The sequence below is a fragment of the Streptomyces sp. NPDC050636 genome, from assembly GCF_040654775.1.
Classification (GTDB): Bacteria; Actinomycetota; Actinomycetes; order Streptomycetales; family Streptomycetaceae; genus Streptomyces.
Map to the genome: position 1 here is coordinate 23,450 of NZ_JBFAIP010000011.1, position 11,980 is coordinate 35,429.

General features: G+C 69.1%; 14 protein-coding genes and 1 other RNA gene. 11 read left to right on the forward strand and 4 right to left on the reverse strand.

The genetic code is table 11. The features are described from left to right. Nucleotides 1-132: 132 nt before the first annotated feature. Nucleotides 133-948: a hypothetical protein gene (locus tag AB0I10_RS12690; RefSeq protein WP_363152419.1), complete on the forward strand. Its 816-nt coding sequence runs from the start codon at nt 133-135 to the stop codon at nt 946-948. 212 nt (nt 949-1,160) lie between these two features. On the opposite strand, the gene AB0I10_RS12695 is transcribed toward AB0I10_RS12690, so the two are convergent. Then, a complete protein-coding gene (locus AB0I10_RS12695; RefSeq protein ID WP_363152420.1) occupies nt 1,161-1,355 on the reverse strand; it encodes a hypothetical protein in 195 nt (64 codons plus the stop codon). A gap of 296 nt (nt 1,356-1,651) precedes the next feature. Here AB0I10_RS12695 and ftsE point away from each other — a divergent pair, with 296 nt between their 5' ends. The 8 genes from ftsE to AB0I10_RS12735 all read left to right on the forward strand — a co-directional run bounded on the left by ftsE (nt 1,652) and on the right by AB0I10_RS12735 (nt 7,760). Then, a complete protein-coding gene (gene ftsE / locus AB0I10_RS12700) occupies nt 1,652-2,341 on the forward strand; it encodes a cell division ATP-binding protein FtsE (protein WP_030069385.1) in 690 nt (229 codons plus the stop codon). Nucleotides 2,342-2,350: 9 nt separating this feature from the next. Next, nucleotides 2,351-3,265: a permease-like cell division protein FtsX gene (ftsX, locus tag AB0I10_RS12705; protein WP_363152421.1), complete on the forward strand. Its 915-nt coding sequence runs from the start codon at nt 2,351-2,353 to the stop codon at nt 3,263-3,265. A gap of 68 nt (nt 3,266-3,333) precedes the next feature. Then, a complete protein-coding gene (locus tag AB0I10_RS12710; RefSeq protein WP_363152422.1) occupies nt 3,334-4,548 on the forward strand; it encodes a S41 family peptidase in 1,215 nt (404 codons plus the stop codon). 18 nt (nt 4,549-4,566) lie between these two features. Further along, a complete protein-coding gene (gene smpB, locus AB0I10_RS12715) occupies nt 4,567-5,067 on the forward strand; it encodes an SsrA-binding protein SmpB (protein WP_363152423.1) in 501 nt (166 codons plus the stop codon). 122 nt (nt 5,068-5,189) lie between these two features. Beyond that, nucleotides 5,190-5,559: a transfer-messenger RNA gene (gene ssrA / locus AB0I10_RS12720) on the forward strand. A 259-nt stretch (nt 5,560-5,818) separates the two neighbouring features. Continuing rightward, a complete protein-coding gene (locus AB0I10_RS12725) occupies nt 5,819-6,130 on the forward strand; it encodes a hypothetical protein (RefSeq protein ID WP_363152424.1) in 312 nt (103 codons plus the stop codon). Continuing rightward, nucleotides 6,130-7,086 (forward strand): WXG100 family type VII secretion target, encoded by a 957-nt coding sequence (locus AB0I10_RS12730; protein WP_363152425.1) that lies wholly within the window; start codon nt 6,130-6,132, stop codon nt 7,084-7,086. The genes AB0I10_RS12725 and AB0I10_RS12730 overlap by 1 nt, the downstream gene beginning before the upstream one ends. Beyond that, on the forward strand, nt 7,083-7,760 hold the full coding sequence (locus tag AB0I10_RS12735; RefSeq protein ID WP_363152426.1) for a hypothetical protein: 678 nt from the start codon (nt 7,083-7,085) through the stop codon (nt 7,758-7,760). The genes AB0I10_RS12730 and AB0I10_RS12735 overlap by 4 nt, the downstream gene beginning before the upstream one ends. Here the strand turns inward: AB0I10_RS12735 and AB0I10_RS12740 are convergent. Next, complete coding sequence (locus AB0I10_RS12740) at nt 7,753-9,123, reverse strand: MFS transporter (RefSeq protein WP_363152427.1); 1,371 nt, start codon at nt 9,121-9,123, stop codon at nt 7,753-7,755. The two genes, AB0I10_RS12735 and AB0I10_RS12740, sit on opposite strands and share 8 nt — an antisense overlap. Before the next feature lie 126 nt (nt 9,124-9,249). On the opposite strand from AB0I10_RS12740, the gene AB0I10_RS12745 reads away from it, so the two are divergent. Beyond that, complete coding sequence (locus AB0I10_RS12745) at nt 9,250-10,221, forward strand: LysR family transcriptional regulator (protein WP_363152428.1); 972 nt, start codon at nt 9,250-9,252, stop codon at nt 10,219-10,221. 96 nt (nt 10,222-10,317) lie between these two features. After that, a complete protein-coding gene (locus tag AB0I10_RS12750; RefSeq protein ID WP_363152429.1) occupies nt 10,318-10,854 on the forward strand; it encodes a DUF4232 domain-containing protein in 537 nt (178 codons plus the stop codon). 6 nt (nt 10,855-10,860) lie between these two features. Here AB0I10_RS12750 and AB0I10_RS12755 read toward each other — a convergent pair whose 3' ends face one another. Together AB0I10_RS12755 and AB0I10_RS12760 are read right to left on the reverse strand one after the other, a co-directional pair. Further along, a complete protein-coding gene (locus AB0I10_RS12755; RefSeq protein WP_363152430.1) occupies nt 10,861-11,109 on the reverse strand; it encodes a DUF397 domain-containing protein in 249 nt (82 codons plus the stop codon). Next, a complete protein-coding gene (locus tag AB0I10_RS12760; RefSeq protein ID WP_363152431.1) occupies nt 11,106-11,921 on the reverse strand; it encodes a helix-turn-helix transcriptional regulator in 816 nt (271 codons plus the stop codon). Before AB0I10_RS12760 ends, AB0I10_RS12755 begins: the two co-directional genes overlap by 4 nt. Between the last annotated feature and the right edge of the window lie 59 nt (nt 11,922-11,980).

An 11,980-nucleotide genomic window follows, 5' to 3' on the forward strand; every position in this document is an offset into this window, starting at 1 on the left:
GGCGCGTGTATGAACGGGGAGATTGAGTGGCCTGCCTACTGTGCGGGGCCGTGACTCGGGTACCCCCCATCGGCCGTCGCCCCGTACAGCGGTGCTCCATTGACGAGTTCAGCTACTGGGGGTAGCAGGCACATGACGAAGAAGACGCGGCTGCGCGTAGCGCGCATTGCGGCCGGTGCGGTGATCGCGGCGGGTGCGTCGCTCACCGCTGCCGGCGCTGCTTCCGCGGCCAGCCCGGGTGACACCGCGGGCCAGGACGGCGGCATCATCGGCGGCATCATCGGCGGGATCATCGGCGGCGGCGACTCCGGTGGCGACACCGGCGGCGACTCCGGTGGCGACACCGGTGGTGACGTCGGCGGTGGCGAGATCGGCGGCGGCGAGATCGGTGGTAGCGACGAAGGCACCACTGGCGACAGCGGCAGCACTGGCGACTCCGGTAGCACCGGTGACTCCGGCAGCACTGGCGACTCCGGTAGCACCGGTGACTCCGGCAGCACTGGCGACAGCGGCAGCACTGGCGACTCCGGCAGCACCGGTGACTCCGGCAGCACTGGCGACAGCGGCAGCACCGGTGACTCCGGCAGCACCGGTAACAGCGGCAGCAACGGTAACTCCGGCAGCAACGGTAACTCCGGTAACTCCGGCAGCACCGGTAACTCCGGCAGCACCGGCGACAGCGGCAGCACCACCGGCGACGGCACCGGCACCGGTACCGACAACGAGAACACCCAGCCCGCCGAGCAGCCGGGCCAGGGCAAGGAGCAGATCTCTGACACTCCTGGCCAGGCCAAGCAGCAGGCCAAGGGTGGGGAGCTGGCCGAGACCGGTACGACCGGTACGACCTTCCTGCTCATCGGCGCTGCGACGATGATCGCGGGCGGTGTCGGCTTCCGTATGCTGCCCCGTCTGATCAACAAGAACGGTGGCGGCGCGGCAGCGGCCTGACGCTGACGCGGCACACAACGAAGGGCCCGGGACGATGCGTCCCGGGCCCTTCGGGGTGCCTGGGGGCGCCTGGCGGCGTCCAGGGGGTGTCAATCGGCGTCCAGGGGGCCCAGGGGTGTCCAGCGTTCTCCAGGGGCGGATACCGCCCCCTACGGGACTCGACAGCTCAGCTGCTGCTTCACCGGCCTCAGGACCGGCCTCAGGCGACTGCCTCAGGCGATCTGGTGGAGCAGCGCACCGACCGTGATCAGCACGATCAGCAGTGCCACCAGCGCCACGGGGTTGAGCTGGGCGAAGATTCCGCCCGCTTGATGCTGGAGCTGTTCCCTGCTTGCCCGGCACACAGGGCAGCGGCCCTCGCTCACAGGGGCCGCGCAGTTGGCGCACACCAATCGGTCGTACGTCATGCGACCTCCTTCTCCACTGCGCCAACGCGCCGGAAGGCGCATTGGTTCCCCCTACCACTGTGCCAGCTCCGCGACGGAACGGCGCGCCTCGTGGATTCCCTGCCCGGTTCCCCACCAGAATCCCCCCGGAATCTTGGCGGAATTGCGTTCCTTTTGTCCCGTAGATGCCGTGAAGAAACGAACAACCCCCGACGGTGACTGCACCGGAACGCGAGGTTCGCGTAGGGTCACGCACACCGAGCGGGAGCCGCGACCCGGCAACCCGTGCCCCTACCCAGGTCGACCGTGGTGCATCAGTGATCCGATTCGACAACGTCTCCAAGACCTACCCGAAGCAGAACCGGCCCGCGCTCAGGGACGTCTCCCTGGAGATCGAGCGCGGCGAGTTCGTCTTCCTGGTGGGTTCCTCGGGCTCCGGTAAGTCCACCTTCCTGCGGCTGCTCCTGCGCGAGGAGCGTGCCAGCCATGGCGCCGTGCACGTACTGGGGAAGGACCTCGCGAAGCTGTCCAACTGGAAGGTGCCGCAGATGCGGCGCCAGGTGGGCACCGTCTTCCAGGACTTCCGGCTGCTCCCCAACAAGACGGTGGGGCAGAACGTCGCCTTCGCGCTCGAAGTCATCGGCAAGCCGCGCGGGCAGATCCGCAAGACGGTTCCCGAGGTCCTCGAACTCGTCGGCCTCGGTGGCAAAGAGGACCGTATGCCGGGTGAGCTCTCCGGTGGTGAACAGCAGCGCGTCGCCATCGCGCGGGCGTTCGTCAACCGCCCGATGCTGCTCATCGCGGACGAGCCCACCGGCAACCTCGACCCGCAGACCTCCGTCGGCATCATGAAGCTGCTGGACCGGATCAACAGGACCGGTACGACGGTGGTCATGGCCACCCACGACCAGCAGATCGTCGACCAGATGCGCAAGCGGGTCATGGAACTTGAAAAGGGCCGGCTCGTACGCGACCAGTCGCGCGGCGTGTACGGCTACCAGCACTGAAAGGACGCCATGCGCGCCCAGTTCGTCCTGTCGGAGATCGGCGTCGGTCTCCGCCGAAACCTCACGATGACCTTCGCCGTCATCGTCTCCGTCGCCCTCTCGCTCGGCCTGTTCGGCGCGTCGCTGCTGATGCGTGACCAGGTCAGCACGATGAAGGGCTACTGGTACGACAAGGTCAACGTCTCGATCTTCTTCTGCAACAAGAACGACGCCGCCGCCGGCACCAACTGCAACAAGGGCGCGGCCACCCAGCAGCAGAAGGACGAGATCAAGGCCGAGCTGAACCGGCTGCCGATCGTGCAGAAGCCGGTGCAGTACGAGTCCAGCGATCAGGCGTACAAGCACTACAAGGAGCAGTTCGGCGACACGCCCGTCGCCGGGCTGGTGACGCCCGACCAGCTTCCGGAGTCCTTCCGGGTCAAGCTCAAGGACCCGACGAAGTACACCGTCATCAAGTCGGCGTTCTCCGAGCGGCCCGGTGTGCAGGAGGTGCAGGACCAACGGGACACCGTTGAGCCGCTGTTCAACCTCCTCAACGGCATGAATATCGCCGCGCTGTGTGTGATGGGGCTGATGCTCGTCGTTGCGCTGATGCTGATCGTCAACACCGTGCGGGTGTCGGCGTTCAGTCGTAGGCGGGAGACGGGGATCATGCGGCTGGTGGGAGCGTCCAGCTTCTACATCCAGATGCCGTTCATCCTGGAGGCCGCCATCGCGGGCCTGCTCGGCGCGCTGTTCGCGTGTGTGCTGATCGTCGGCGGCAAGTACGTCCTGGTCAACAACTGGCTCGCGGAGAAGATCCAGGTCATCAACTTCATCGGCTGGGATTCGGTGGTGGCGGTACTGCCGCTGGTGCTGCTGATCGGGCTGCTGATGCCCGCGCTCGCCGCCTTCTTCGCGTTGCGCAAGTATCTCAAGGTGTGAGCTTTGCCAAGGGGCGCCGTACGGTCAACTCACCGTGCGGCGCCCTTTTGTCGCCTAGACTCACCGGCATGTCGGGCCCGTGTTCGTACGACCGGCCTCGCCGCATTCGCCGCGGGGCGGCCCTGACGTTGGTGTTTGTGAGCGTTCTCGCCACCGGCGCGGCGACCGGCACCTGGGGCGACGATGCCGAGGGCGCCGCCGGGTCGCGGGCCCCGGGTCCGACGGCCGCCGGACTCGCCCCCACCGGCCGGAACGCGGACCGCGAGGCCGTCGAACGGGCCGCCTCCCAGGCCATCGAGGACGGCAAGTCCGGGGCGAAGGCCGCCGCCGACGTCGTCAGCCGCAGCGGGGACCGCTGGTCGGCGATCTACACGGCCGGCGAGTTCGAGGACTTCCAGCGGCAGTTGGACGGCGCCTACGTCGGTGTGGGCCTCTGGGTGCGGCAGGCGGCGGGTGGCCGGATCGCGGTGTCCAGGGTCCAGCCCGGCAGCCCCGCCGCACATGCCGGGATCGCCGTCGGCGACCGGCTGCGCGCCGTCGACGGCCGGGCCTCCCAGGGCCGGCCGGTCACCGAGGTCGTCGGCCGGCTGCGCGGCGACGCCGGGGACCCGCACGGTCCCCCCGCCGCGGTCGGCACCCCCGTCGAGCTGGACCTTCAGCGCGGCGACCGGCGCTGGACCACGACCCTGCACCGCACCCGCCTCAGAACCCGGAACGTCACCACCGACCGGCCGGCCGGCGCCGACGGGCTCACCCGCATCAAGATCACGGCGTTTGCGAAGGGCACCGGGGAAGAGGTACGCCGGGCGGTGCGCGGCGCCTCCCCGCACGGCGGGCTGCTGCTCGATCTTCGGGGCAACACCGGAGGGCTGGTCACCGAGGCCGCCGCCTCCGCCGCCGCTTTCCTGGACGGCGGTCTGGTCGCCACGTACGACGTCCGCGGCAGCCAGCGCGCGCTGTACGCCGAGCGCCCCGGCAACACTCGGATCCCGCTGGTCGTACTCGTGGACGGCGGCACGATAAGCGCGGGCGAGCTGTTGGCCGGCGCGCTCCAGGACCGGGGCCGGGCGATCGTCGTCGGCTCGCCGACCTTCGGCAAGGGCTCCGTGCAGATGCCCAGCGAGCTGGCGGACGGCTCGGTCGCCGAGCTGACGGTCGGCCATTACCGCACGCCGTCCGGCCGGGCCGTCGACGGTCACGGCATCACCCCCGACCTGGTCGTCGATCACGGGGCGGAGAAACGGGCCCGCACAGTATTGAGTGGCCTCGGGGCCGGTGCTTAGTGCGAAAATGGCCGCACTATGAGCAAGCAGACTAAGGACAAGGACAAGACCCCCGGGCGCAAGCTCGTCGCGCAGCACAAGAAGGCGCGGCACGATTACCTCATTCTGGACACCTATGAGTGTGGTCTGGTGCTGACCGGCACCGAGGTGAAGTCGCTGCGGCAGGGGCGGGCGTCGCTGGTGGACGGATTCGTCCAGATCGACGACGGCGAGGCGTGGCTGCACAACGTGCACATCCCGGAATACGCGCAGGGCACCTGGACCAACCACAGCGCGCGGCGGAAGCGGAAGCTGCTGATGCACCGCATCGAGATCGACAAGCTGGAGTCCAAGAGCCAGGAGTCCGGCCACACGATCGTGCCGCTCGCGCTGTATTTCAAGGACGGGCGGGCCAAGATCGAGATCGCGCTGGCCAAGGGTAAGAAGGAGTACGACAAGCGGCAGACACTGCGTGAGCAGCAGGACCGGCGTGAGACGGACCGCGCGGTCTCGGCGGCGCGACGGCGTCAGCGGGCCTGAGCCGCCCCAGGCTGCCGGGCGGCCGGGGGCCGCCGGGGAATATGCTGGCACGGTCGTGCGTTGTTCACGTACGATGGCATCGCATCCCGCGAGGGGTGTGTACCACCTTGATAAAAAAACATGGGGATGATCGGTTTCGACAGCGGATGTCGAAGCAGGGGAAGCGAGTCGAGGAAGCGGCAATGATCTCGTTAACCATATGTCGCAACCAATAATCGCCAACACCAAGCGCGATTCCTTCGCCCTCGCTGCCTAAGTAGCGACTTGCGAAGTGTCAGCCCGGGGCTGTTCCCGACCCGGATCCTGGCATCAGCTAGGGGACTAAACTTCTAGACCCGGTCACGGGGTCTAGAAGGAAATCAAACAGTGGCTGGGCCCGTCGGAGACTTGTTCGCGTGATCTCCGGGGCCGAGAAAATCGCAGCGAACTGCACTCGGAGAAGCCCTGATTCTGCACCGTTGGACGCGGGTTCGATTCCCGCCATCTCCACAAGAGGCGGACGGGCGGACTCTGCTCGCAAATAGCGCGAGCCGATTCCGCCTCTCCGTAATTCTGGGGGCATGACCCCCAGGCCCCTTCATCCCATGTAAGGCCCAGGCCCCGTCTGTCCGAAAGGACAGTCGGGGCCTGAGTCGTTTATGGGTCCGACGCCCTCCTGTGTCGGCCCGTTCCGGCTCGTTCCGGCGGAGCTTGACGAATCGTTAATGCGGGGTGTGTCATGGCGCGGTAAAGCGACGGCAACGGGGGAGCAATGGGTCAGGGCACCAACGTCGAGAGCGATGCGCTGCGCCGGTACGCCAATGCGGCGGAGAGCGCGGCCGACCAGATCGACAAGATCCGCAAGCGCACGGCCGGTCTGGATCTGTCGGACGGCGTGTTCGGGCAGCTGCCCGAGGCGAACAGTCTGCGGGCCGACTACATCGACCAGAAGGACCAGTCGGGTTCGGACCTCGAAGGGGCCGGGGAGATGCTGCGGTCCATCGCGGAAGCGGTCCGTGGCTCCGCGGAGAATTACGACTCCAACGAGGACGAGACCGCGCGCGGCTTCGGCGGTGGCGCCTGATGGGGGCCGGACAGGTCGCGTCGAGCGCGCTCGACCGGATCAGCTACACCCTGGACTGGAGCAATCCGCTCGCCGCCACCCTCGATGAGATCATCAAGGGCGTCCTCAAGCAGTTCGGCGTCGACGACTGGTTCGACTGGGTCACCGGCGACAGTGAACTGCTGGAGAAGACCGCCCAGGAGTGGCGCAGCGGTGCGCGGGATCTGCGCGGTGTGGTCGAGGACCTGGCGGCCGAGCGCAAGGCCGTCATGCAGTCCTGGGACGGCGATGCCGCCGAGGGCTTCAGTACGACCATGACGGACTTCGAGCAGGCGCTGCTCGGCGAGGCCGACGACATGGACACGGTCGCCGAGCTGCTGGAGATGGCCGGCGCCGCCTGCGCCATGGCCGAGGAGGCGATGACCGAACTCCTCGTGGAGATCGTCGAAGCGCTGATGGTCACGGCCGCGACCACGGCGATCCTCTCGCTGCTGACGGCCGGCGCCGCCGCGGCGATCGGGCCGCTGGCGGGTGCGGCGAACATCGCCTACCGGGCGGGCAAGGCCACCCGTATCACCGCCAAACTGGCCGACAAGCTCGCCGATATCGCCAAGCGGACCCAGGCGTTGGCGAAGCTCTCCCGGCTCCGGCGGTATCTGCGGAGCCTGGACAAGGCGAAGATCAAGGAATGGAAGGGCGCCCGGGGGCGGATCGTCAGCGATGTGCTCCACGGCAACCGGCCGTCGGGTGCCGATGTCGCCCAGTTCATCGCCTGGAAGCAGGGCAAGAAGATCGCCAAGGGCGTCCTGGGGGTCGACCCGGGGGGCGCGTTGACGGGCGCCATGATCGAGAACGGTCCGGCGCTCGCGGAAGAGACGCTGGAATACGAGACGCGCCCGGATCCGAAGAGTTTCGACGAGCGCATGGATCAGTCGCCGACGCAGGCCAAGCAGTCGGTGCGGGAGGCCTTCGGGTGACATTCGCCGACGCGCTGTGGTCGGGGCTCAAGTCCGCTCTGGTGCCGGTGGACCGGCATGCGCTCGCCCGTGCGGTCAAGGAGCGGGCCGCGGCCGTGCTGCCGCCCGGGGAGCGGATCGTCGCCGGCCATCCGATCGAGGCGGGTGAGCAACTCCCGGAGCCGCCCCGGCAGTTCCGTCAGGAGGCGTTCTCGGCGCAGCGCACCACCGGTGACCGGCTCGCTGACGGGATGAACCGGGCCGAGTGGGGGCTGCACCGCCTCAATCCCGTCAATGCGGTGGTGGACCGCTGGGATGACCGCCACGACACCCCGCAGATGGCCGGAGGGTGGGAGAGCCTCGGCGGGCAGTTGGCGGCCGTGTTGCGGCCGCGCTGTTCGTTCCGCTATCTGTCGGTGCTGCTGGTGACCGACCAGCATCTGCATGTGGTGCGGGTGCGGCTGGCGTCCAACAGGCGCGAGCCGAAGGCCGGTGCCGATGCGGTGGAGTACGCGTGGCGGGTGGAGCGGCGGCAGGCCGCATGGGTGCGGAACCGTACCGACGTGCGGCACGGCACGCATGAGGTCGGTTTCGTGGACGGTTCCTGGGTGACCTTCGCCTTCACGGTCGGGGGATACGGCCCGGTGGTGGACACCTTTCCGCGGCGGTTGCGGCATACGGACCCGATCAGCTGACGGGCGGCAGCGGACGGCGCGGTGGATGATCGGGCCGCCCGGCCCGGTGTGCCGTGCGCGCGGTGACGGCGAGGGCGAGTGCGGCCGCCGCCGCGGGTACCGCGTACGCCATGTAGGGCGCATGGGGCCCGGCCAGGTGGTCCACCGCCCAGCCGCCCGTCGCCGATCCGACCGCGATACCGCCCAGCAGCGCGGTCACGGCGAGTGTCATGCCCTCGTTCAACTGGGCTGCCGGGGTGCGGGATTGGATCAGGCCCATGCCGGTGACCATGGTCGGCGCCGTCGCCATACCGGCCAGGAGCAGCGCGCCGGCCAGGGCCGCCAAGCTCCCCGTCGCGGCCGCGAGCAGCGGGAGCAGCATCAGGGCGGCCATGGTGGCGATACAGGCGAGGAAGCGGTGCTGCGCCCGCCCGGCCGGTCGCAGCAGGCCGTAGAGCAGGCCCGCCGCGCAGGAACCGGCCGCCTGGAGCGCGAGTATCCCGCCGGCCGCGGCCCGTGCGCCGTGGCCGTCAGCGAAGGCGATCGTCACGACCTCCAGGGAACCGAAGATCGCTCCGGTGCAGAGGAAGGTCAGGAGGAGGGGCGGCAGGCCGGGGAGGCGGAGCGGAGAGCGCGTGCGGGCGGCCGTCTTGGGGGCGACGGGCGGTTCGGTGGCGCGTTGCGCCGTGAAGAGCAGCACCCCGGTCAGCAGCAGCGCCGCCGCGACCGCCGTACCGGCCTCCGGGAAGAGGGCGGTGCACAGGAGCGTCGCCAGCACCGGTCCGAGCATGAAGCAGAGCTCGTCCGCCGCCTGCTCGAAGGAGTTGGCGGTGTGCCGGGCGGCGGGGTCGTCGCGGAAGAGATGGGCCCAGCGCGCGCGTGACATCCCGCCGGTGTTGGGGGTGGTGGCGGTGGCGGCGTACGAAGCGAAGAGGGCCCAGGCGGGCGCGCCGTAGCGGACGCAGAGGAGCAGGGAGAGCGAGCCGAGGGCGGCGAGGACGGTGGCCGGGACGGCGATCCGGGACTGGCCGTAGCGGTCGACGAGACGTGCGGTCAGTGGGCCGACCAGTGCCGTTGCCGCCAGCCCCGTCGCGACGACGGCACCGGCCAGTGCGTACGAGTCGCGCCGTCCGGCGATCATCAGGACCGCGCTGACGCTGAACATGCCCATGGGGAGTCGGGCCAGCAGGTTGGCGGCGGTGAACGCGCGGGTGCCGGGGACGGCGAAGATCCGGCGGTAGGGGGCGGTGAGGGTGCCCAGCCGCCCACGACGACGGGCGCGCGGGGACGGCGGTACGGGAGGGGCGGTGACGCGGCGCGGGACGACGGGGCGGGGGACGACGGGACGGGGGACGACGGGACGGGCGGCGAGGAAGAGGATCATGTCTTCTACGGTCGCGGAGGCCCCAGTTGCCCGTCCAACACCTGATCAGTGGCCATTCACGCACCCGTGTTGTCAATGTCGGATGAAGGCGGGGACGCAGGCCGCGAGGGATGCCAGGATGGCGCGGTGCCGTACGACATAGACCCCCGGCTGCTGCGCGCGTTCACCGCCGTCGCCGACGAGCTCCACTTCACCCGCGCCGCCGCCCGACTGTACGTGGCCCAGCAGGCGCTGAGCCGCGACATCCGGCGTCTGGAGCGCGAGCTGGGCGCCGACCTGTTCGTACGGACCACGCGCCAGGTCGCCCTGACGGCGGACGGGGAACGTCTACTCCCTTACACACGGCGGGTGTTGGCGGCGCACGATGACCTGGCGGCCGCGTTCCGTACCACCCCCGAGCGGCCGCTGCTGGTCGATGTCGGGGTGCCGATCGGTACGGCGCACCGGGTACTGGAGGAGGCCCGGCTCCGGGTGCCGGACAGCTGTGAGCTGGTCGCCCGCTTCCACAGCGGGCTGACGGGCGCGGCGGGTGAGCTGCTGGCCGGGCGGCTGGATGTGTCGTTCGGCCGCTTCGCGGCGCTGCCGCCGGGCGTACGGGCCGGTCTCGACCACCAGCCGGTCCGGCTGGAGCCCATGGCGGTACTGCTGAGCGAGGACCACCGGCTGGCCGCGCGCCCCGCCGTCCCGCTCGCGGAACTGGCCGGCGAGACGCTCTACGCCGCCGCCGGGAACCCGCAGACCGCCGAATGGACGGACCTGGCGGCGCGCCTCTTCGACGGCCGGGGAATCGCGATGGCCGCGCCGTTCCCGGAGATCGAGGGGTCGCAGGAATTCACGCGGGTGGTGCGCAAGCAGGGGTGGGCGGTGCTGGCGAGCGTCGAGTTCATCGATGTGCCGGGGATGGTGCTGCGGCCGATCGTCGATCCCGTGCCGCTGTCGCCGGTGGGGATGGTGTGGCGGCGCGGACTGCGGCACCCCGGGCTGGACGCGTTGCGGGCGGCCGCGCGTGAACTCGGCCAGCGGGACGCGTGGTTGGCGCACCCCGGGGACGGATGGTGGCTTCCGGAGGCGGACGCCACGGCGATGGGCCTGCGCTGATACGTACGCGATGGATGCGGCTGGCGAGGCAACCCCGGGCCCGCGAAATGCTTCCTTAACGGCAGGGAACTTTATGCGGAACGAACAAGGGGAGCCGTGCGGCGACGATCACTTCTGGCGGCGACGACGGCCGCGCTCATTTTGACCGTCCTCGGCCTGGGGCTGGTCGGCTGCGGCTCGCCCCGGATGGCGGCCCTGCACTCCGACTGCACGACGAAAGACCTGCGCTGGAAGCTCACCCTGCTGAAGAAGAAGCCGCACAGCGCGCACCGTGATGCTCGGCTTGCCATCGTCAACAAGGGCTCACAGGCGTGTGTGTTCCGAGGCTTCCCGGCCTTCGCGGTCCATGTCGGCAAGGGGCCCGAGTCCGACGGGAAGGGTCGCGGCACGGTCATGCCGATAGACCTGCGGCGCGGGGGAACGGTGACGACCGCGCTGCGCTACAAGGACTCCGACCGGACCACGCAGCCCGCCGGCTGCCTGGTCAGCAATGACACGGCCGTGGTCGCCGCACCGCGCGACACTTCGGACGGCGCGGCGATAACCGCCCGGGACGAGGCGGGCAGGCGGGCTCAGATGAGTGTCTGCGAGGACACGATCTGGATGAGCCCGCCCAAGGTGGTCGCCGAGTAGCCCTGGCTACTGGGTCGTTGTGCTTGCCGCGAAGGCGGTGAATTCCGCCCAGGTGCCGGGGGAGAGGTCGAGGTGCGGACCGTCCGGGTCCTTGGAGTCACGGACGTGGACGGTGGTGGGGTGGGCGGAGACCTCGATGCAGGCGCCGCCCTGGCTGCCGCTGTAGCTGGACTTCTGCCAGTCGTAGGCGACTTCGATGCAGGCGCCGCCCTCGTCGCCGCTGTAGCTGGACTTGAACCACGTCAGGTGGGTCATTGCTCTCCTAGCAGGCTGTCCAGCAGGCCCATGGATTTCTCTGCGCTGAGAGCCTGCATACGCAGCATTCCATACTTTTGGGTGAGGATGCTGACCTCATACGGGTCAGAAATCAGCGTGCTGCTGCGCTGCGCCTCCGTGTATGCGAGGTGCCGGTGGTCGGGGGTCTCCAGCAGCACGAACGGACCGTTGAGCCCAGCATGGGTCTTGCACTTCAGCGGCAAGACCTGAATCGAGACGCCGGGGAGTTCTGCGCATGTACGCAGGTGGGAGATCTGGCCCCGCATGACCTCGGGTCCACCGAGCCCGCTGAGCAGGACGGCTTCTGAGATGACGAAACTGGCGTGAACCGGTTCTGACTTGTGCAGGATCTGCTGGCGCTCCAGTCGGTCCGCGACGCGCTGCTCGACCTCTTCTTCGGTGAGGTCCGGAATAACGCTTCGGAACGTGGCGCGTGCGTAGTCCCCGGTCTGGAGCAGGCCAGGGATGACTCCGTTCTCGAACCAACAGAGTGAAATGGCCTCCCGCTCGTACTGCATGAACTCCTCGGCCCACACCGGAAACTTGTCCCGATCCGGCAGCTTCTCCACACCCACCGCCAACGCGCCGCCCGTCTCCAGGAGCCGGTCGAACTCCTCTGCCATGCGAGGCAACAACGCCCGCCTGCCCTGCTCGATCGAGGCGATGGTCTGCTCGGACACGCTCGCGCGCCTGCCGAGTTCGGTCTGCGTAAGCCCCGCGTTGACCCGGAACAGCGCCATGATCGCGCCGAGGACTTCCATGTTGGACGACTGCCTGTTCTTTGGCTTCATGCCCTCCCCACTCCCCCTATGACGACCTTCGTGACCCTCTGTGCACCCGTACTCTCCGT